The following is a 20,113-nucleotide window of genomic DNA, read 5'->3' on the forward strand; positions in this document are numbered from 1 at the left end:
TGTCTCGCGGGCTTGCTGTTGCACAACACGGAGTGATTCATGAAAACCAAAGCGGTACTCACTGAGCAGGACGTTGCGCAATTGCTGGTGGCGGCCAAGGAGCTGGCGCACCAGCGTCAATGGGCGGTGTCGGTCTGCGTGGTGGACGACGGTGGTCATCCCCTGGGGCTGCTGCGCCTGGACGATGCCTCGCCGTTGTCGGCCTACATCGCCACCGAAAAAGCCCGCACGGCCGCCTTGGGGCGGCGTGATAGCAAGGTATTCGAAGACATGATCAATGGGGGTCGTTACGCGTTTCTCAGCGCTCCGCACCTGCAGGGCATGCTTGAAGGTGGGGTGACCATTCGTCATGACGGCCAGTGCATTGGTGCTATCGGGGTGTCAGGGGTCAAGGCTGAGCAGGATGCTGAATTGGCTCGTTTGGCGGTGGAGACGGTGTTGCCTGTGATTACTCCGGATGCCTGAGGCGGCTATAAACCTGTGGGAGCGAGCTTGCTCGCGATGTCGGTCCGACAGCCGGCCGGAATTTTTGTTGACTGAGTACATATCCATAGCTGCGGCAACGGCTGCTTAGGGTTCCGCCCTTACGGCGGCTCACTTTTGAGAAGCGCAAAAGTAAGCAAAACGCTTCTGCCCCACCACTTGGCACCTCGCCTAGGCTCGGTGTGCCCTCACTCCGGCATTGCTCCGTGGGCCGCCGCGAAGGGCCATCCATGGCCCAGCGCGGCTACCTCGGCATCCATGCCGAGGTGCCCACTGCGCAATGCCTGCGTTCGGCCAGCGTGGTTAACGGGGCGCCGAGATCAACGTCCACCACGAGGCGGCCTAACGGCCGACCTGGCTCTCCTGGTCGTACACCTGTCAGATCTGTGGGAGCAAAGCTTGCTCGCGAAGACGGCGGCACATTTAATGTTGATGCAAGCTGACTCACTGCTATCGCGAGCAAGCTCGCTCCCACATTGGAACTGTGCGGCCCACAACTTTCCACCCGACACAAACCTCCTTGTGGGAGCGAGCCTGCTCGCGATAGCCGAGGTTCAGTCACAGATGCATCCACAGACCGAACCCCACCGTGAGCAAACCCGAATGCCACAAGGCTTGCACAAATCTTCCAGACACGCTCCTCATCAGCAGTTAATCTGCCAAGAGCACATTCACCAAGCGGGATAGGGCATGACGGCGCGCAACTGGATCGATCTCAAGCAGGACGCCACGTCCGGTATCGAGACCGTGCGCGCGCATTTCGAGGGGCATGCCTATGATCCCCACTGGCATGACACCTATCTTGTAGGCGTGACCGAGCAGGGCGTGCAGCAGTTTCATTGCCGGCGCCAGCAGCACAACAGCACGCCGGGTAAAGTCTTCCTGCTAGAGCCCGGCGAGTTGCATGACGGCAATGCCCCCCATGACCACGGGTTTACCTACCGTACGTTGTACCTGGAACCCCAATGGCTGGAACGTGAATTGCGTTCCTTGTTCGACGTGGCACCGGACAACGCCCAACTCGGGTTTGCTGCCACCCTGACGGACGATGCGCGGCTGGCGAGTGCCACGGCCATGGCTTTCCAGAGCCTGCACGAGCAGGAGATTCGCATCGTGCGCCAGACGGCCCTCGACACCCTGCTGGCCAACCTGACCCAACACCTGCACTGGCGGGCGCGGATCAACCCGGATCCGCGGCTGCCATTGGTGGCGCAGCAGGCCCGGGACTATCTGCACAGTCACTTGAGCGAAGACATCGGCCTGGATGACCTGGCGCAGGTCACCGGCGTGGATCGTTTCCGCCTGACCCGTGCGTTCAAGGCGGCTTTCGGCCTGGCGCCCCACGCCTATCTGATCCAGTTGCGCCTGGCCCGCGCCCGGCGCCTGCTGGCCTGTGGCGAGAGTGCCGTGGCAGTGGCGGCCATGCTCGGTTTTGCCGATCAAAGTCACTTGGGCCGCTGGTTCCAGCGCGCCTATCGCCTGAGCCCGGCGGACTACCGCAAGCGCTGCTCAATTGTTCCAGACTGACCACGGCTTCATGGGGATGATCAAGCGATCGATCATTCACCGAGACGTTGCTCCATGGACCAGTTACTGCCGTTTGCCTTGTTCGCGTTTGTCGCCTCCATCACCCCGGGCCCGACCAATATCCTGGTGCTGAGCCATAGCTCGCGCTTCGGCCTGGCGACCACCGTGCCGATCATTCTCGGCGCCTGCGCGGCGGCGGCTTTGCTGGTGCTTGTGGTCGGCACCGGGTTGGGGGACGTGCTGGCGCGCCATGCGACGGTTCAGACGCTGCTCTCATGGGCGGGCATCGCCTGGCTGAGTTGGATGGCCTGGCAGATTTTCAGCGCACCGGCCCAGGCCATCGACCCGGATCGTCCCGTCGAAGGCCCGCGGCTGGGCTTGGCGGGGGCCGCCGGGTTGCAGTTGGTGAACCCGAAAACCTGGATGATGGCGCTGGCGGTGGTCAGCGTCTTTGCGGGGGCCGAGGCCGACCGCACCGTGCGGGTTCTCTGGCTGTCCCTGGCGTTCTTTGCCATTTCGATCCCGTGCATGACCGCCTGGGCCTACCTGGGGCGCGGCGCCGCACGGTTCTGCCGTTCCGCCGTGGCGATGGGACGGTTCAATCGGGTCATGGCGGTGATGCTGCTGGTGTCGGCGTGGTTGACCTTGGTGGTCTGAGCGGCTGACAAAATTGTAATTTTTTTTTCGAAACCTCCGGATTGACGGCCGAGTCGGACCTTATATCGCCCCTGTCCAGGCGCGGTATAACCAATCGACCTTCGCAACAGGAGATCCCCATGAATAGTCGTTACGAAGCCTGCATAGCCGAATGCATCGCCTGCGCCATGGCCTGCGAAGCCTGCGCCGCTGCGTGCCTGCGTGAGCAGAACGTACAGATGATGGCCAAGTGCATCGAGCTGGACCGTGACTGTGCCGACCTTTGTCGGCTCGCGGCCACGCTCATGAAGCGCGACAGCCGCGTCGCCGCACAACTGTGCAGCGTGTGCGCGGCTATTTGCCGTGCGTGTGGTGAGGAGTGCGGCAAACACGAACCGGCACACTGCCAGGATTGTGCAAAAGCCTGCCGGACTTGCGCCGACGCGTGTGCGCCAATGGCCGCTTGATGACCACGCCTGGCAGGGCGCTTGTCTTGACGGGCAAGCGCTTCTCGCCAGGCCTTGGTTTATCGCAGGTCAGCTTTGCAAGTGCACCGCATGGATAGGATGTTCATTGATCTGCCGCGCAGCAAGGCGGGCGGAGGAGCGGCGCACTGACGGGTCTCGCAACCCCTTGCAATGGTTGGACGGTTTCAAAAAACCTAGGTTTTCGCGAGCATCGCAGGCTCATCCATTCAGTGTGCCTAAGCATCTCGAATACCTAATCGACCCCAAGGAAGGAGGTCCATCATGTCCACTCAAGACACCCATGTCGATTTTATCCAGGCCCGGTTGCCCATCTGGCTAAAACGCGCGCCACGGGCCCGCCAGGAACGTTTCAAGGTGCTTACCCAGCAACTGCAGCGCGACAGCGACGCGCTCAATGCGTTGCTTGTCGACCTGCCTGCGCCGGAAACCTTCACGCGCAACTTGCTGCAGGTCCAACCAGAAATACAGGCCTGGCCAGCGGTGAATGGCTTCGGCGATGCTGCCGACGCCATACGCCGGGCAAGAGTCAGGCGCAGCCCCTACAGCTATGGGCCCTCGCTGTCGGTGGTGGAAGCAGCCATGCGCAATTACGCGCCCGACGACGAGGTCACCGGTAGTGACTTCGACAAGCAGGGCCAGTTGTTCATTCAGGGAAAGCCGCAAGAGTTCGGCACAGAGGACGAGCCGTCGGACACCACCCTGTTACCCACGACCCCGGCCGAATTCGCGCGACTGTGCCGGCGCATGGATGCCGGCGGCGCTTACCGCAAGGTGCTTGAACGGCGGCTGCCGCGCATCGACGCCAAGGAACCTGCCGTCGCCAGCGCCTACATGGCGTATGCACGCAGCCTGCTCACTCATGACGCCTACGAGGCGAAGTTGGACGGGCGCCTCGATCAGACCGGTGAGCGCCTGCTGGCCTATGTCGGCATTCAACTTGAAGCCCGGCCTGTTGCGCCTTTGGCCTGTGAGGTCAAGTCGCTGCAGCTGCTGTCTGTACCGCTGTTCGGGGCCCGGGTGTATTGGGGGGTGCAAAGAGACGCCCGAGGTAATCGTCCGGTCGTCCTGCACATACCCCATGATCCGGTGGCACCGCTCAAGCAATTCAGCACTTTGCAGGCCATGTCCGCCGAGTTGACCGAGCGGGTACGTAGACGCAGTTACCGAAAAAGCCTGATGGGATACCTGCCGCTGCGTTTGCAGGCCTGGCTGGGCCCGGCCCTGCATGACCAGGTGGAGTGGCAGGTGGATGCTAACCCCAACGTGATCCAGGAAATTTATGCCCGTATCACGGGATGGCGCGACGGCGAGCGGGGCGAGGACGGCAGCCGTATTCGAGTCCCCATGCCCAAGGTGTCCTGGGGCCTGAGCGATCTGCGCAAGGCGCCTTGGCCGGCCTGTTACCACGAATGGCGTGGTCATGCCTTGGACAATGCCAAGGCGTTGATGGTCTCCACCCAGGACCAGGATCGGGAGGCGCTGCTTGCGCGTCTGGCTTACTGGGAAAGCCTTGTCGAACGCACACTCATGCTCGCGGCGACTTTTTTCCCGTTCTGCGCGCCCATTGGCATGACGGCGGCAGCGGTCGGGGGCGTGCGGCTGGTGTATGAAATCTTCGAAGGTATCCAGGCCTTCAATGAAGGTCATGCCCAAGAAGGTATCGAACATATCTTCAACGTTTTATTCGGGATCGCCCAAGGTGCCTACCTGGGTTTCGTCGGTGGGACAGTGGAACCGTTGCCTGTGGCTGACGGCTCCACGCGCCTGTGGAATGGCGATGTCCGGCCTTTTGAAGCCAGACGCTTGCCCCCCGTCGAAGCGGAGCGGGACGCCTGGGGTGTCTGGCGCACGACCAACGAGGCGTGGGTGCGAATCGATGACCGCTACTTCGAAGTCCACGGCACGAACGATGCCTTGAACCTGCGCCTGCCGGCGGGGCATCAAGGCGTGCGGCCGCCCCTGGAGTGGAGCCGTGCCCGTGGTTGGCAGTGGGCCCATCGCAACCCATTGCAACGGGGCCGACTGGAACTGTTGCGCAACTTCGCCGAGACGCCGAGCGAGCTGGATGACGATACGATCATTGCTCTGCAGCGTCAGGTCGGCATCAGCGATGCACATCTGCGTTACCTGCAAGTAGAAGGGCGGCCGATGCCGGCGATACTTGCCGATGCGCTGGATGAGGCAAGGTGTTGGCAGCAGGTGCAGCACGTCATTGGACGGCTACTGCGCAATGAAACACCACAAGCCGGGCATTTGCGCATCGTCCAGACAGTTGCGGAGTTGCCGGGTTGGCCAAGCGACCTGACGTTGCGCTACCACGATGGCGAGACTCTACATTCCATTGGAGACATGGCCGACACACGCTCGCTCTATTTGTACAAGGCAGACCTGGAACATGACGCCTGGGCGGAGCGTATCCTGGCGGGGCTGAGCACGCCTGAACAGACCTTATTGTTGGGGCAGTCCAGTATCAGTTTGCCGCCCTTGGAGCGCAGTCGGCTGTTGGCCGGGCGCTGGGGCAAGTATTTGCAACGCAATGCGCGGCGGGTGATCGACGCCATGACCCGCTCCACTGAGCTCGATCCGCTGGCCGGCCCTATAGTCCGGGTTTTCCCAGGCTTGCCCAAATCCATCGCCAACGAGCTAGCCGGCCAGGCCCTCGGCCAGGACCGGGTGCGCCTGTATGACGGCCGGGTGGGAGAGGGCTTGGGCTCTCGATGCGCCGAAGCCCTGCGTGAGCTGCGCCTGAATCGCGCCTTGCGGGCCTTGGAGCGCGGTGAAAGTGGTGTCGATCGGGATCGCATCATCATGGGCCTGGTCGGCAGGGCTCCCCAACTAAAGGGCCGGGTGCGCCTGCGGTTGTTTTTGCGCGAGCTTGAAAAACCGCTGGAGACGGGGGAAACAGGACCGTTGAAAATCATTCGCCAGGAAGGCGAACAGTACCGCCCTTTTGACGATGAAGGTAATGAGCTGGCCGATGCCCTGGATCTGGAAGATGCATTGCTCAGAGCACTGCCGGACGACGCTCGCCAGGCGCTTGGCTTGAACATTTGGCAAGGCACCACGTTTCGCAGCTGGCTGCTTACACAAGCCCTTGATGATCGACCAGGCCTGCGCCCTTATTTGCTGATAAAACCCCTGGGCTCTCGTTGGGTCCCTCCGCAATGGCTGAACGGACGCTTGGGTTATCCATTCAGTGGGCGTGGACGGCTTCCGTTGCAGACTTGGAGTGCAAGTCTGCAAGCGCGTCTTGAGCGACTCTATCCAAGCTATGCCGGAAGTGAATTGACGAGGCTTCAAGAGGTCCTGGCCGCAGAGGCCCGCAGCCAACGCTTGAGCCTGGAGAACCTGGTCACCCAACTGGAAACCCAATCGACCACACTGGATCAGGAGCTGCATCAGTGGGAGATCCATGAGGGCGCTCACCATCCAGCCGAGAGCGGCATCAATGCCGAAGTGCGGCGCTCGTTGCGCCAGGCCGTTGCCGCGGAGATTCGCCGTGCCTGGCAACGTGCGCCGGATCCGGGCCAAGAAGGCGGTGAGCGGTCGTTGCGGCTGGTGGGGCACAATATCGGCCGCTTGCCGCCGATCAGTGTGAGGTTTGATCATATAGAAGATCTGGTGTTGGTGAACATCGGGCTGAACGAGGACCCTTCGGCATTCCTGCGACTGTTTCCTAATCTGGATACGCTGCACCTGCACGACAACAGCCTCACCGCGGTGCCTATAGCCGCGGGCGAATTGCCAGAGCTGATAGAGCTGTCACTGAGCAACAATCCGCTCAATATGGACGCGAACGTATTTGCCCCTTTGGTCGATGCCGGGGCTGCGCTCCATGTGCAAATGCTGCATCTGTCGAGAATCAGCAGCGGCGGGGATGCGGCGGCCAGTGCAGCCCTGGTCGCGGCCATCAACCGCCTGAACGGATTGCCCTCCCTGCGTGAGGTGGTATGGACTGACAATTTGCATTTCACGCCACAGGAATTGCAGGCAATCACTGCGTTACCCCAGTTGCGCGCATTGGACCTGGTGCGCTGCGGCTTGCGCCTGGATGAGCAGGGCAGTGCGTTCCTGCGCACGGCCACCGACTTGGAGGAACTGCGTCTGAGCGGCAACAATTGCCGGGACCTGCCGGACTTGCCGGAACTTATAAACCTGCAGGAACTGGAGCTTTCCAATACCGGGCTTGATCGAGTGCCGCCGTTGGTCTTGACGGTTGTATCGAGACCTTCAGCCGACACGATTATCCTGGACCTCAGGAACAATCGTATCGCCAACATTCAGAATGACCTGCTGCCTGCCCTGGTCGATAACCCAAGGGACGATCCCGTTGGGTTGTGGCTGGACGACAATCCGTTGCCAAGCGCACAAGTGCGCGCCCTTCGAGCAATAACACCCGAAGCTTTCCGCTACACCATCGACGACTGGTTGTATGTCTCCCCCAACCTTCAGCGGGCCTTGGAAGTTGCTCGCGACGACGCAGGAGACCGACGATTTATCGACTGGTTCTCCGGCGCGATGCGAGACGCCGATGCAAGCTCGCCCCTCGGGGTGGCGTTTGCGGATCGCCAGCGGGCAGCTAATGTTTTGCGCAACTATACCAACTATCAGGACGTTTATTCGCCCCTGTCGGCTTCGATCGGGGATTTCGACCAGCAACTGAGGCAGCTGCGCGTGCGCCTGCAAGCGCGTACCCTGGACCGACAACCGCCAGATCTTGGTGAGCTGGAGATGCATTTCAGGATGTTCGAAGCGGTCCAGCGCGCTCGCCTCGCGCAGCACGACGTACCTTTTGCAAGCTTCCTGTTCGAGCAGTACAGACACTGGAGTTCCGAGATGGTCGAGCGTTATTCGCAAGGCGAGCTGCGCCTGGCGCATATGACCCGTGAGACTTTCATTGATTGGCTCTGCGATGCCCAGGACACCTTCAATAACAATGATCAAGCCCCCCGTACCGGAGAGATGACCTGGCGGCCCTATCTGGGGCTGATGTCTCAGGACTGGACCGACGGGCTGGCGATCTGGGATGCGGTCGATGACGATTTGGTGGATGCGTTCAGTGGGCCGGTGACTCCATCCCGTTGGCCCCGGGTTCTGTTGGACAACCTGGCGCACCCGGATGCCGACCTGCCAAGCCCGCTGGAGTCAGTCATCCAGGGCGACCGCATCGTCTGGCGTCGCGTGGGTCTGGAGGCCGTGGCGGATGCGGATTGGGCCACAGACCAGCCGGTGACATTCACTGAAGATCAGTTACGACGAATCATGGCGATCTACCGATCGGTCAAGAGTCGCGAGGTCGAAGCATTGGTACGCCGGATAACCACTGAGCTGGTCAGCGCCTGGTGGATGACGGGAGCGCGATAGGAGCTGCCGGAGGCTGCGGTCTTTTGATTTTGATCTTTCGCTCTCGACTCAATGGGTGCTGGAAAGATCGCAGCCTCGTTGCACTCGACAGCTCCTACACAGATCCTGCAAACAGTTCCATAGCTGCTGTGGGCCAGGTCAGTGGCCAGGCGTCGTCTTGAAAACCAGCGCCTTGAGGCCACATTCCGGGTCAACATCAGGAAATTCCGGCGGATTTTCCAGGCGCGTCTCGAAGACCAGCCCCGGCGCCTGCTGAGTCACGCCGTCGATGAGAAAGTCCGAACCGGTGGCCGGGTCGTTGCTGCAGGCCAGGACTGTGCCGTTAGCCGTCAGCAGTTCCGGCAGGCGGCGCAATACCCGCTGATAGTCCTTGGTCAGCAGGAAGCTGCCTTTCTGGAAGGTCGGCGGATCGATGATCACCAGGTCGTACGGGCCACTGTTGATCACCTTGCCCCAGGACTTGAACAAGTCGTGACCAAGGAAACTTACCTGGCTCAGGTCGTGGCCGTTCAGTCGATGGTTGTCGCGACCTCGGCTCAGGGCCGCACGGGACATGTCCAGATTGACCACATGCCGGGCGCCGCCGGCGATGGCCGCCACCGAGAAGCCGCAGGTGTAGGCGAACAGGTTCAGTACCCGTTTGCCCTCGGCGTTGGCCCGGACCCAGTCGCGGCCATAACGCATGTCGAGGAACAGGCCGTTATTCTGCTTCTTGCCCAGGTCGATCCGGTAACGCAGGCCGCCTTCGGTCAGGGTCCATTCGTCAATGGGCTCGCCCACCAGCCATTGGGTGAGGCTTTGCGGCAGGTAGCGGTGCTGCACCGCCAATGTATGGGCCTGGCTGTGTTGCCAGGCCGGCGATGCAGTGAGCGCCAGCAACGTGGCGATCAAGTCGTCCAGGTGCGTGGGTTCCGGCGCCTTGAACAGCGAGACCAGCACCACCCCTTGCAACCAGTCGACAGTGATTTGCTCCAGGCCCGGCCAGCATCGCCCGCGGCCATGGAACAGGCGCCGGGTTTCTTCTGGCGCCGATTCCAAGGCTGTCAGCAAATGGGCGTGAAGGGTTTGGAGGGCTACGCAATTCATTCAGGCAACGCCAGGGATTCGAAAGGCCGGCATTTTAACCGCAGGCCAACCCGGCGCAATCCCTTGCCAGCTTAACTGCCGCTGCTGCCCAGAATACTGGCAACCTGTTGCGGCTGGCAGTTGAGGTACGCCGAACGCTTGAGCCAACTGGGGTCCGGGTACCAGGAAAACATGAATTGTCCGCCCTTGAGCTTGTCGATTACCTGGCGCGCCACCTGGGGGCGTACGGCGGGGCAGCCCTGGCTGCGCCCGATACGTCCCTGGCGCGCGCTCCACAGCGGGTTCACGTAGTCGGCGGCATGGATCACGATTGCCCGATCACGGGCCTGGTCATTGAAGCCCGGTTCGAGGCCGTCCATGCGCAGCGAATAGCCGTGGGTGCCCTGGTAGCTTTCCTGGGTGCGAAACAGGCCCAGGCTGGATTGATAGCTGCCCAGGCGATTGGAAAATTGTGTCGCGAAGTTTTCCCCGGATTTTTGCCCGTGGGCCACCAGGTCGCGCAATACCAGCTTCTGCTGACGCAAGTCGAAGATCCACAGGCGACGGGCCGTGGAGGGTTGCGAGTAGTCGATGACCGCCAGGTGGCGGGCCTGGCTGGCGCCATTGGCGACCGCGCATTGCATGGCGCTCAAGGCACTTTTGAGCGCCAGGGGATTAAGTTCCGGCGCTGCGTGGGCGAGGCTGTTGTAGAGTGTTTGCGAGTTCGTCTTCTTTTCGGCCAGTGCCGGGCTGCAAATCACGCCCAGGCCCAGCATGACCAGACAGAATCGGCGCAAAAAGCCCTGTACAGGCGAAGCATTTGCAGCGTGATGTACGTTCGCGGCATCCCGTCCGATTTTGTTTGTTTGCATGATGGCGGGTCGTACCTGTCGCAAAATTAACCGTCAACGAGACGGCCATGGAGTGGAGTAAAGCAGTTGTTCAAAAAGTCCGCATGTTACCTGAGCCTTTTATTGCTCATTGCACCATTGGTCGCGACAGCCGAAGACAGCGATCCGGCGCTCGTGCAGACGACACTGGCGCAATTGGCGGTCGCGTGTCCAAAAGTAGCGGCAAGTGCCGACTTTCCGACGTTGCTCGACTTGCAGGCGTTCTATCAGCAAAACGCAGGCCAGGAAGCCTGGGCGGACGACGAACGACGGATGGCGTTGCAGGTCCAGTTGCAACAACTGGCCGACGACGGCCTGGATCCAACCCGCTATAGCCTGCCGGCCCAGGGGGCAGACCAGGGTGCTCATTGTGTCGACATCGCCACCAGCCAGCGCTACCTGCGAGCCTTGCATGACCTGCGTTTCGGCTATTTGCCCCAGGACCGGCTGGAACCGGTATGGAAGGCCAACCCGCCGCCACAGGATCACCAGGCCGTGGTGCTGGCCATCGCCGGGCTGGGCCTGCAGAACGTCGCCAGTGCCTTTGAACAGGCCCGGCCGAACCTGGACCTCTATCGCAACCTGCGCGGCCTGTATGCCCGGCTGCGGCAACAGCCTTTATCCGACTGGCAACCCGTGCCCGGCGGGCCGCTGTTGCAACCGGACAAGCAGGACGCCCGCGTACCCGCCCTGGCCCAGCGACTGTTCAAGGAGGGTTACCTGAGTACACCGCCGCTGGACACCGATGAGCACTACAGCCCTATGCTGGTGGAGGCGATGAAGAGCTTCCAGCTCCAGCATTCGCTGCAGGCCGATGGGGTGGTGGGACCGTGGACCGTGACCGAGCTGAACATCAGCCCGGCCATGCGCCGCGAGCAGTTGCGCATCAACCTGGAACGCATGCGCTGGCTGGCCCAGGACGTGGAGGCCGATAGTGTCCTGGTCAACGTGGCGGCGGCCCAACTGACGGTTTACCACAGTGGCGCGCCGGTCTGGCAAACCCGCACCCAGGTGGGCCGTGCGCAACGGCAGACACCATTGCTCAAGTCCCACGTCACCCGACTGACGCTCAACCCGACCTGGACCGTTCCCCCCACCATCATGCGTGAAGACAAACTGCCCGAGATCCGTCGTGATCCGGAGTTTCTCAGCCGCAACAACCTGCGGATCCTCGACAGCGATGGCCAGCCGTTGCTGGCTGAGGATATCGACTGGGAACACCCGGGCAACCTCATGCTGCGCCAGGACCCTGGTCCGAAGAACCCGTTGGGCAAAATGGCGATCCGCTTTCCCAATCCGTTCTCGGTGTACCTGCATGACACCCCGAGCCAGGCGCTGTTCAGCAAAGGCCCGCGGGCTTTCAGTTCAGGTTGCGTGCGGATTGAGCAAGTGATGCACTTGCGCGACCTGCTGCTAAGCCCGGCCGAACGCGCGCGTACCGATGCGCTGCTGGCTACCGAGACGACCCATGAATTCCGGCTGGCCCGGCCCGTGCCGATCCTGCTGGGGTACTGGACAGCACAAGCGGACAGCCAGGGCCAGCCGGTGTACATCCCGGATATCTACGGGCGTGACGCGCCACTGTCTGCTGCCCATGGCCGCGCACTCTGAGGTCAAGCGCAGGCGTTGGCGGTGGGCGCGCGCGTGGTCACGTCGAGCGTTGTGAACAGTCGCTGGCCGATAACGCCAGCGGTCTGCAAATGCTGGTGTGGATCGGCGGTTTCCGAATCGAGCAAGCGTTGGGAACTTACCACGCGGGCGCCGCAGTAATCGAAAATGCCATGGTCGATCTGCGTGGTCATCGCCTCGCCATAGCCGTGGCGCTGGAAGCTGTCGGCATCGGCGCCACCGACCGCCACCAGGTGCACCCGCAAGTGCTGCAGTTGTTGGATAAACGGCTTGTCGAGGCTGAAATCGAATGCCCAGCCGTTGGAAAACACCCGGTCGATCCAGCCCTTGAGCAATGCCGGCATGGACCACCAGTAAATCGGATAGACCAGCACCAACGTATCGGCACGATCGATCCTGGCTTGTTCGGCCAGCACATCCGCGGGCGGCGAGGCTTCGCGGTGGTGGACGGCATGGTCGGCGAAGCTGAAGCGCGGATCGAAGCCTTCGGCGGCCAGGTCGGCGATCTCGAACGTATCGGCGGGGTTGGCGCGGGTGATGCCCTCGGCGATTTTTCCGGCCAGGCTGTGGGTGAGGGAACGAGGGTCGTGGTGAGCCACAACAATCAGTGCATGCATGGCGAAACTCCTTCTGGTCACGCAGTCTGGAAGACAGGTATGCTTGGTTAAGTTACGGTTAGTAAGTTACGGTTGGTAAAGTTAGCATGTCAAGCACTGATGAAAATCCGCAGTCTTCACCTCGTCGTCGTTTATCCCGGCATGACCGGCAGCGACAATTGCTGGATGTCGCCTGGCGACTGGTACGCGAGGAGGGCAGCGACGCCCTGACGCTGGCGCGGCTGGCAGATCAGGCGGGGGTGACCAAGCCCATCGTCTACGACCACTTCATCACCCGGTCCGGGTTACTGGCGGCGCTGTACCAGGATTTCGACGCCCGCCAGACCGCGCTGATGGACGCGGCCCTGGACGCCAGCGAGGCGACCCTGCAAAGCCGGGCGGCGGTGATTGCTTCTTCCTACGTCGAATGCGTGCTGTTGCAAGGCCGAGAGATTCCCGGGGTGATCGCAGCGTTGACCAGCTCGCCGGAGCTGGAACGCATCAAGCGCGAATACGAGGGGATTTTCCTCGACAAGTGCCGCGCCGTGCTGGAACCGTTCGCCGGCACGAAGGGCATCACCCAGGCCGGTTTGCGAGCGATGCTGGGGGCTGCGGAGGCACTGTCCAATGCCGCTGCCACCGGAGAAATCAGCGCTGGCGAGGCGAAGGAAGAGCTGCTGGCCAGTATCGTTGCGATGGTGGATAGGACCGCCAGCATCCCTTCAAACTGACCCACCGCTTTCGCGAGCAAGCTCGCTCCCACAGAAAATTTGTACTGCCCCCAACCCCACGACCACCACTTACCCCTGTGGGAGCGAGCTTGCTCGCGATGACGGCGGCACATCCGGCATCTTTGCCAACTGACCGACAGATATCGAGAGCAAGCCCCTCTTGAGGGCAGGCTGCACTTTTATGAAGCCGCAGGCGGGGTAGTCGCACCATCGAAAGGCAATTGGCGGTGCTTGCGCAGCGGAGGCGGGCGCCGCTCAGATTGCGGTGACTGAATGCGCGTCTTCGCGGACAGGCCCGCTCCCACAGGGGATTAGCGGTGAATACGCGACCGTGAATAGGGGCTGGACGAGGTTTGGCACGCTCGCTGCAAGAGGCTAACCAGGCCCACCGCGAACACAGTCGAGTGGGCAACCCCGTCGGTCAACGAAGATCGAGTGCTAGCAGGCCGGGGAACAACGGTAGGTCAGGGCGCAGTCGCCGGGCCGATACCGCACAGAACAGGCAAAGACGCCTGGAACCGCAAGGTTTCAGGCGTCTTTTTTTTTGCTTTCAAAATCGTGATGGGCTTTTGTCGGGTGCTTTTTATGAATTCCAACGTTGCTTCTCTGAACAAGCTGCAAACGCTGATCGTGATCGGCAATGGCATGGTCGGCCATCACTGCGTCGAGCAACTGATCGAGCGCGGTGCCCTCAATCATTACCGCGTGCATGTATTCAGCGAAGAGCCGATGCGTGCCTACGACCGCGTGCACCTGTCCGAGTACTTCTCGGGCCGCGATGCCGAGTCCCTGGCCCTTGGCGAAGCGTCGTTGTACCAGACCCCCGGTGTCACGTTGCACCTGGGTGTGCCGGTGCTGGAAATCGACCGTGACGCGCATCAGGTGGTGACCGCCCATGATCGCCTTCACTACGACAAACTGGTGCTCGCCACCGGCTCCTACCCGTTCGTGCCACCGATTGAAGGCGCCGAAGGCGATTCGTGCCTGGTCTACCGCACCCTGGAGGACTTGGACGCGATCCGCGCCGCCGCCAGCAACGCCCGTCGTGGCGTGGTGGTCGGTGGCGGCCTGCTGGGCCTGGAAGCGGCCAACGCCCTCAAGACACTGGGCCTTGAAGCCCACGTGGTGGAATTCGCCCCTCGACTGATGCCGGTGCAATTGGACCCCCAGGGCGGCTTGGCCCTCAAGGCCCGTATCGAGAAGCTGGGCGTCGGCGTGCACCTGTCCAAGGGCACCCAGTCCATCAGCGCCGGTGAGCAGTACCGCTATCGGATGAATTTCGGCGACGACGATTTCCTGGAAACCGACCTTATCGTGTTTTCCGCCGGCATCCGTGCCCAGGACGCCCTGGCTCGCCAGAGCGACCTGCAGATCGGTCCGCGCGGCGGGGTGGTGATCGACGATCATTGCCAGAGCAGCGACCCGGACATCTACGCCATCGGCGAATGCGCGGCCTGGAACGGCAGCGTTTTCGGCCTGGTCGCCCCGGGCTACCAGATGGCCCGCAACGTCGCGGGCCGGCTATGCGGCGAAAACGCTGAAGCCTTCACCGGCGCCGACATGTCGACCAAGCTCAAGTTGCTGGGTGTGGACGTTGGCTCCATCGGCGACGCCCACGGCAACACGCCGGGTTCGCGCAGTTACCAATTCATCGACGAAACCAGCGCCAGCTATCGGCGACTGGTGGTCGACGCCGCCGGCAAGCGTGTGATCGGCGCGGTGCTGGTGGGCGACAACAGCTACTACGACACCTTGCTGCAATACATGCAGAACGGCATCGCCTTGCCCAAGGACGCTGCCAGCCTGATCCTGCCCTCGTCCGAAGGCGCCCCGACCCTGGGCCCTGCTGCGTTGCCCGAAAGCGCCACCATCTGCTCGTGCCACAACGTCACCAAGGGCTCGATCTGCTCGGCCATCGACGGTGGCTGCACTGATCTGGGCCAGCTCAAATGTGACACCAAGGCCGGTACCGGGTGTGGTGGTTGCGCGGCCCTGGTCAAGCAAGTGTTCGAGCATGAGTTGACGGCCCGCGGCGTCAGCGTCGACAAGAGCCTGTGCGAACATTTCGCCTACACCCGCCAGGAGTTGTATGCGCTGGTGCGGGTGGAAGGCATCATCAGTTTCGACGAACTGCTGGCCAAGCACGGTCGTGGCCACACCGGCTGCGACCTGTGCAAGCCGGCGGTGGGCTCGATCCTGGCGTCGTGCTGGAACCAACCGATCATGGACCCGTCCCTGGTGCCGTTGCAGGACACCAACGACACCTTCATGGCGAACATGCAGAAAAACGGCACCTACTCGGTGGTGCCGCGTATCGCCGGTGGGGAAATCACCGCCGACAAGCTGATCGCCATCGGCGTGGTCGCCAAGAAATACGACCTCTACACCAAGATCACCGGCGGCCAGCGCATCGATCTGTTCGGCGCCCAGTTGCACCAGTTGCCGGACATCTGGGCCGAGCTGATCGAAGCCGGTTTCGAAACCGGGCATGCCTATGGCAAATCCACGCGCACGGTGAAATCCTGCGTGGGCAGTACCTGGTGCCGCTACGGCGTGCAGGACAGCGTACAGATGGCCCTGACCATCGAGGATCGCTACAAAGGCCTGCGCTCGCCGCACAAGCTCAAGTTCGCGGTGTCCGGTTGCACTCGCGAGTGCGCCGAGGCCCAGAGCAAGGACGTCGGCGTGATCGCCACCGAGAAGGGCTGGAACCTCTACGTGGCCGGCAACGGCGGCATGCGCCCACGTCACGCCGAGCTGTTCGCCACGGACCTGGATGACGCCACGCTGATCCGCTACATCGACCGCTTCCTGATGTTCTACATCCGCACCGCCGACAAACTGCAACGGACATCGGTCTGGCGCGAAAGCCTGGAAGGCGGCCTGGACTACCTCAAGGACGTGATCATCCACGACAGCCTGGGCCTGGGCGCCGAGCTCGAAGCGCAGATGCAACTGGTGGTCGACCGCTACGAATGCGAATGGGCCAATGCCCTGAAGGATCCGGACAAACTCAAGCGTTTCCGCACCTTCGTCAACGACGGGCGCGGCGATCCGGATGTTCATTTCGTCAGGGAACGCGGCCAGCGCCGGCCGGTTCACGCCCATGAACTCCATCTGATTCCCGTTACCGAGGAGGTGCTCTGATGAGCCAGTCAAACGTCGTTCGTATTCCTGTCCGCGATGTCGCCCAACAACCGCTGCAATGGCGTGCCCTGTGCAGCCGCGACGACCTGGTGCCCAACTCTGGCGTGGTCGCCTGGCATGACGGCAGCCAAGTGGCGTTGCTGTACCTGCCCGAGCATCAGGACAAGCCGCTGTACGCCATCGACAACCGCGACCCCAAGTCGGGTGCGAATGTCATCGGCCGCGGTTTGTTGGGCAGCATCAAGGGTGACCTGGTGATTGCCTCGCCGATGTACAAGCAGCATTTCCGCCTGGAAGACGGCCACTGCCTGGAATACCCGGAGCAAAGCCTGCGGGTATGGCCGGTGCGGCTCAATGGCGATGTGGTGGAGATTGGCGAAGACTGATCAGCGCAATGGCTGCGTTTGTGGTGCTTTTGTGGCGAGGGAGCTTGCTCCCGCTGGACTGCGCAGCGGTCCTAAAATCTTGCGGTCGCTGCGCAACCGAGCGGGAGCAAGCTCCCTCGCCACAACAGCGGGTCAGATTTTATTGAAATTTGGGGATGAACAATGAAAACCGCCGCCCAACTGGTAAGACTCAAGAGCGTGCAGAACCAGCAGGTCCACAGCATCGCCCCCGAGCAGACGGTGCTCGAAGCGCTGCAGATCATGGCCGAGAAAAATGTCGGCGCACTGCCGGTGATCGAGGACGGCCAGGTGGTGGGTGTGTTCAGCGAGCGTGACTACGCGCGCAAGATGGTGCTCAAGGGGCGCTCATCGGTGGGGACGACGGTACGCACCATCATGAGCGCGCCGGTGGTCACCGCCGACAGCCAGCAGAGCATTGACCGCTGCATGGAAGTCATGACCGACAGCCACCTGCGACACCTGCCAGTGCTGGATAACGGGCAATTGATCGGCCTGCTGTCCATTGGTGACCTGGTGAAAGAGGCGATTGTCGAGCAGGCGGATTTGATCCGGCAGTTGGAGCATTACATCCGCGGGCACTAACCCCGCGTTTATTGCCGACGAGCACAGCTTTTGTGGCGAGGGAGCTTGCTCCCGCTGGAGCGCGCAGCGGTCCCAAAATCTTGCGGTCGCTGCGCAACCGAGCGGGAGCAAGCTCCCTCGCCACAACAGCAGTTCACCGCAAGGCTACTTTGCATCCATCCCAATCCAGTGTGGGAGCGAGCTTGCTCGCGATGAGGCCTTTTTCACGCCGAAACCTTCAGCCCAACATCAGTAACTGCCGGATCAGATTCGGCGTACTGCCGGTCCAGCGCTTGAACGAGCGACGGAAGTTCGCCGTGTCGTTGAAACGCAAGTACTGCGCCACTTCCTCGTTGTTGAAGCCCTTGACCTGATACAGATACAAGGCCACATGGGTGTGCACCCGGTCTACCTGTTGCTGGAACCCGCTGTGGTGCTTGTGCAACTTGCGCTTGAGGGTCGCCGGGCTCATGGCGAAGGCTTGGGCGGTCTGTTCCAGGCTGGGCGTCTGTTGCACATGGGCGTGCAGGTAATCGTAGATACAATCCAGGAAGCTTGAAGCGAAGCCCAGTTGATCGAGCTGTTCCCGGGCTTCGATCCGCGCCACCTGGCCGACGGTGGCCGAGACGTTGGGCCAGGGCTGGGCGAGGCAGTGGCGGGGCAGGCGCATCAGGTCCAGGGGGCGGTCGAACTGGGTGTGCTCACCCAGGTGCACCCAATATTGCTCGACGTAGCGCGGTTCGCTGTGGCGAAAGCTGCACTGCCAGGGCAGGCGTTCGCCGCTGAGCCAGGCGCTCATCGCCACCATCGAGGTCATGCTCGCCTCCAGCACGAAACGCCATTGTTCAGCGGCGCCGCAGCTGTCGAGCCAATGGACATAGGCATAGTGCTCGTCCAATAGCAGCCGTGGCGCGGCCAATGGACTGAGCAGCGCCTGCTGGTCGATCAGGGTTTGCAGGGCTTGATGCAGATTCTGCGCGTGGCGCAAGGCGTGGCTCGCGGGTCCGTAGTGGCCCGGCAACAGCCGCTGGCCAAACAGGAAGCTGCTGTCGCTGGCATCCAGCAGGCGCCGGCTGTTGTCGATCAGGCCGAGGAACTGCTGCGGGCTGATGCGGCTCTGTCCGGCGAGGATATCGTCGTGGAACAACCCGGTGCCGCGCAGCAGGCGATGGCTGTCGATGTCCCGCGACAACGCCAGGTCGATCAGCGCGGCAGGTTGATAGTGCCCCGGAATGAAGCGGCTGTCGGTTTCGTACCAGCAGGTCTTGAGCGTCATGCGCTTTTCGCCAACGTGGTCCGGGACTGGGCCAGCGCCAGGTTCAAGCGTTTGAGCAAGGCCTCGGGGGATTCGTCGAATGCCATCACCACCGCCGTGCTGGCGACCAGTTGCAACCGTTCGCTGTGTTGCCGGGTCTTGTGGGCCAGGCTGCGCACTGCAATTTCCAGCTCCAGGGCCAGGCGCCGGGCTTGGCTCTCGCCGGTGTCGGGCAGCAGCACCACGAAGCGATCGCCGGCCAGGCGGCAGAGCAGATCCTGGCGCCGCAGGTTCAATACCAGCAACTGGCTGACGGCCTGCAACACCGCATCGCCTTCGCCGTGGCCGAAACGCTGGTTGATGGCGGTGAAGTTGTCCAGATCCAGGGCCAGCAGCGACAAGGGTTGCTGGCGGCGGCGACTGTCTTCCAGGCTGGCGGACAGTTCGTGCTTGAAAAAGTCGGCGCCGCCCAACGGCGTGAGTTTGTCGAACAGGCGATGCTCACGGAACAGCCGCTCGCGCTTCTCCATCTGTCCGTTGATTGCCAGTTGCTCCCGGTGCCAGTGATAGATGCCGAGGGTCAGCAGGATCATGCCCACCGGCATCGGCCCGGATTCGAGCCAGTGGTCCCAGGTGATGCTGTCGGGCAGGTGGATGAATTCATCGAGGCTGTCGATCCACCAGGAAAAGAAGATACAGCCAAGGCCCAGGATCAGGTAGTTGGTCACTCGGCCGGCCGGGCGACTTTTGAGCACCAGCCCCAGCCAGACCAGCGCCAGCAGCGCCGAGCCACCTTCGCCGAGGATGTCCAGCCAGACCCATTCGGCGACGGGTTTGAGTTCGCCGCTGGCCAAGTGCAGGATCAACCCGAGGTTGGCCGCCAGCAGGAGCAGGGCGAGTTTGAGGCGGTGCGGGCGCAGCACGGAGAACATGGCCGGAATCCTTTGCCAGAAGCGGAATGCGGCCCAGCACAGCAGATGAATGTGACAGTGCGGTGACTGCGGACGACGGGGTGGGGGAGGTCGAATCAGCTCATCCATTGTCTGTACTTTTCATTCATGACATCGCCACCTATCTCATTGTGGCGAGGGGATTTTGTGGGAGCAAAGCTTGCTCGCGATGAAGACGACGCGGTTTTTCAGGGAATCGAGGCGCCTGCATCGCGAGCAAGCTTTGCTCCCACAGCGGTGCGACGTTTCGCCAAATTCCTTCGCCCTTCAGATTCCCTGAGTCTGTGGAACAGGTCATTTCAGCTCATTCCGACTCGCCAGCCCCCCTAAATCAGCCGATTGCAGCCCCTCCAGCCAAGCCCTGTCACAGAACCGTCATTCCCC

General features: G+C 62.0%; 15 protein-coding genes. 10 read left to right on the top strand and 5 right to left on the bottom strand.

Features of this window, described 5'->3' with window-relative positions:
- Positions 1 to 39 precede the first annotated feature (39 nt).
- The 5 genes from LQ215_RS08105 to LQ215_RS08125 all read left to right on the top strand — a co-directional run bounded on the left by LQ215_RS08105 (position 40) and on the right by LQ215_RS08125 (position 8,498).
- Positions 40 to 465, top strand: coding sequence for a GlcG/HbpS family heme-binding protein (locus LQ215_RS08105; protein WP_230148684.1), 426 nt, complete (start codon positions 40 to 42; stop codon positions 463 to 465).
- A gap of 708 nt (positions 466 to 1,173) precedes the next feature.
- Positions 1,174 to 2,010 carry an AraC family transcriptional regulator gene (locus tag LQ215_RS08110; RefSeq protein ID WP_230148686.1) on the top strand — a complete coding sequence of 279 codons (837 nt, stop codon included), beginning with the start codon at positions 1,174 to 1,176 and terminating at the stop codon, positions 2,008 to 2,010.
- 54 nt (positions 2,011 to 2,064) lie between these two features.
- Positions 2,065 to 2,667 carry a LysE family translocator gene (locus LQ215_RS08115; protein ID WP_230148688.1) on the top strand — a complete coding sequence of 201 codons (603 nt, stop codon included), beginning with the start codon at positions 2,065 to 2,067 and terminating at the stop codon, positions 2,665 to 2,667.
- A gap of 119 nt (positions 2,668 to 2,786) precedes the next feature.
- Positions 2,787 to 3,113, top strand: a complete 327-nt coding sequence (locus tag LQ215_RS08120; RefSeq protein WP_230148690.1) for a four-helix bundle copper-binding protein — start codon at positions 2,787 to 2,789, stop codon at positions 3,111 to 3,113.
- Between the two features lie 282 nt (positions 3,114 to 3,395).
- Complete coding sequence (locus tag LQ215_RS08125; protein ID WP_230148692.1) at positions 3,396 to 8,498, top strand: leucine-rich repeat domain-containing protein; 5,103 nt, start codon at positions 3,396 to 3,398, stop codon at positions 8,496 to 8,498.
- A 138-nt stretch (positions 8,499 to 8,636) separates the two neighbouring features.
- Here LQ215_RS08125 and LQ215_RS08130 read toward each other — a convergent pair whose 3' ends face one another.
- Both LQ215_RS08130 and LQ215_RS08135 read right to left on the bottom strand, forming a co-directional pair.
- Positions 8,637 to 9,584, bottom strand: a complete 948-nt coding sequence (locus LQ215_RS08130; RefSeq protein ID WP_230148693.1) for a class I SAM-dependent methyltransferase — start codon at positions 9,582 to 9,584, stop codon at positions 8,637 to 8,639.
- Between the two features lie 71 nt (positions 9,585 to 9,655).
- Positions 9,656 to 10,339 carry a murein L,D-transpeptidase catalytic domain family protein gene (locus LQ215_RS08135; protein ID WP_230148710.1) on the bottom strand — a complete coding sequence of 228 codons (684 nt, stop codon included), beginning with the start codon at positions 10,337 to 10,339 and terminating at the stop codon, positions 9,656 to 9,658.
- 162 nt (positions 10,340 to 10,501) lie between these two features.
- Here LQ215_RS08135 and LQ215_RS08140 point away from each other — a divergent pair, with 162 nt between their 5' ends.
- Positions 10,502 to 12,064, top strand: coding sequence for a L,D-transpeptidase family protein (locus LQ215_RS08140; protein WP_230148695.1), 1,563 nt, complete (start codon positions 10,502 to 10,504; stop codon positions 12,062 to 12,064).
- Between the two features lie 2 nt (positions 12,065 to 12,066).
- On the opposite strand, the gene LQ215_RS08145 is transcribed toward LQ215_RS08140, so the two are convergent.
- On the bottom strand, positions 12,067 to 12,699 hold the full coding sequence (locus LQ215_RS08145; RefSeq protein WP_230148696.1) for an NAD(P)H-dependent oxidoreductase: 633 nt from the start codon (positions 12,697 to 12,699) through the stop codon (positions 12,067 to 12,069).
- A gap of 86 nt (positions 12,700 to 12,785) precedes the next feature.
- Between LQ215_RS08145 and LQ215_RS08150 the strand changes: the two genes are divergently transcribed.
- The 4 genes from LQ215_RS08150 to LQ215_RS08165 all read left to right on the top strand — a co-directional run bounded on the left by LQ215_RS08150 (position 12,786) and on the right by LQ215_RS08165 (position 17,545).
- Positions 12,786 to 13,409 (top strand): TetR/AcrR family transcriptional regulator, encoded by a 624-nt coding sequence (locus LQ215_RS08150; protein WP_230148698.1) that lies wholly within the window; start codon positions 12,786 to 12,788, stop codon positions 13,407 to 13,409.
- A 585-nt stretch (positions 13,410 to 13,994) separates the two neighbouring features.
- Complete coding sequence (gene nirB, locus LQ215_RS08155; RefSeq protein WP_230148700.1) at positions 13,995 to 16,556, top strand: nitrite reductase large subunit NirB; 2,562 nt, start codon at positions 13,995 to 13,997, stop codon at positions 16,554 to 16,556.
- The gene (gene nirD, locus LQ215_RS08160; protein WP_230148702.1) at positions 16,556 to 16,942 is read left to right on the top strand and encodes a nitrite reductase small subunit NirD; all 387 of its coding nucleotides are present in this window, start codon (positions 16,556 to 16,558) and stop codon (positions 16,940 to 16,942) included. The genes nirB and nirD overlap by 1 nt, the downstream gene beginning before the upstream one ends.
- Positions 16,943 to 17,104: 162 nt before the next feature.
- Positions 17,105 to 17,545, top strand: a complete 441-nt coding sequence (locus LQ215_RS08165) for a CBS domain-containing protein (RefSeq protein WP_003202071.1) — start codon at positions 17,105 to 17,107, stop codon at positions 17,543 to 17,545.
- 217 nt (positions 17,546 to 17,762) lie between these two features.
- On the opposite strand, the gene LQ215_RS08170 is transcribed toward LQ215_RS08165, so the two are convergent.
- Both LQ215_RS08170 and LQ215_RS08175 read right to left on the bottom strand, forming a co-directional pair.
- Positions 17,763 to 18,800, bottom strand: coding sequence for an AraC family transcriptional regulator (locus tag LQ215_RS08170; protein WP_230148704.1), 1,038 nt, complete (start codon positions 18,798 to 18,800; stop codon positions 17,763 to 17,765).
- The gene (locus LQ215_RS08175) at positions 18,797 to 19,711 is read right to left on the bottom strand and encodes a GGDEF domain-containing protein (RefSeq protein WP_230148706.1); all 915 of its coding nucleotides are present in this window, start codon (positions 19,709 to 19,711) and stop codon (positions 18,797 to 18,799) included. The genes LQ215_RS08170 and LQ215_RS08175 overlap by 4 nt, the downstream gene beginning before the upstream one ends.
- Between the last annotated feature and the right edge of the window lie 402 nt (positions 19,712 to 20,113).

It is taken from the genome of Pseudomonas brassicacearum (genome assembly GCF_918698105.1).
GTDB classification, from domain to species: Bacteria; Pseudomonadota; Gammaproteobacteria; order Pseudomonadales; family Pseudomonadaceae; genus Aquipseudomonas; species Aquipseudomonas brassicacearum_F.

Excerpts from the sequence above, each read along its gene's own strand:
- LQ215_RS08115 (WP_230148688.1), top strand. The coding sequence starts at position 2,065 with ATGGACCAGTTACTGCCGTTTGCCTTGTTCGCGTTTGTCGCCTCCATC.
- LQ215_RS08165 (WP_003202071.1), top strand. The coding sequence starts at position 17,105 with ATGAAAACCGCCGCCCAACTGGTAAGACTCAAGAGCGTGCAGAACCAG.
- LQ215_RS08130 (WP_230148693.1), bottom strand. The coding sequence starts at position 9,584 with ATGAATTGCGTAGCCCTCCAAACCCTTCACGCCCATTTGCTGACAGCC.
- LQ215_RS08135 (WP_230148710.1), bottom strand. The coding sequence starts at position 10,339 with ATGCTGGGCCTGGGCGTGATTTGCAGCCCGGCACTGGCCGAAAAGAAG.
- LQ215_RS08150 (WP_230148698.1), top strand. The coding sequence starts at position 12,786 with ATGTCAAGCACTGATGAAAATCCGCAGTCTTCACCTCGTCGTCGTTTA.
- LQ215_RS08145 (WP_230148696.1), bottom strand. The coding sequence starts at position 12,699 with ATGCATGCACTGATTGTTGTGGCTCACCACGACCCTCGTTCCCTCACC.
- LQ215_RS08170 (WP_230148704.1), bottom strand. The coding sequence starts at position 18,800 with ATGACGCTCAAGACCTGCTGGTACGAAACCGACAGCCGCTTCATTCCG.
- nirD (WP_230148702.1), top strand. The coding sequence starts at position 16,556 with ATGAGCCAGTCAAACGTCGTTCGTATTCCTGTCCGCGATGTCGCCCAA.
- LQ215_RS08120 (WP_230148690.1), top strand. The coding sequence starts at position 2,787 with ATGAATAGTCGTTACGAAGCCTGCATAGCCGAATGCATCGCCTGCGCC.
- LQ215_RS08125 (WP_230148692.1), top strand. The coding sequence starts at position 3,396 with ATGTCCACTCAAGACACCCATGTCGATTTTATCCAGGCCCGGTTGCCC.
- LQ215_RS08110 (WP_230148686.1), top strand. The coding sequence starts at position 1,174 with ATGACGGCGCGCAACTGGATCGATCTCAAGCAGGACGCCACGTCCGGT.
- LQ215_RS08175 (WP_230148706.1), bottom strand. The coding sequence starts at position 19,711 with ATGTTCTCCGTGCTGCGCCCGCACCGCCTCAAACTCGCCCTGCTCCTG.
- LQ215_RS08105 (WP_230148684.1), top strand. The coding sequence starts at position 40 with ATGAAAACCAAAGCGGTACTCACTGAGCAGGACGTTGCGCAATTGCTG.
- nirB (WP_230148700.1), top strand. The coding sequence starts at position 13,995 with ATGAATTCCAACGTTGCTTCTCTGAACAAGCTGCAAACGCTGATCGTG.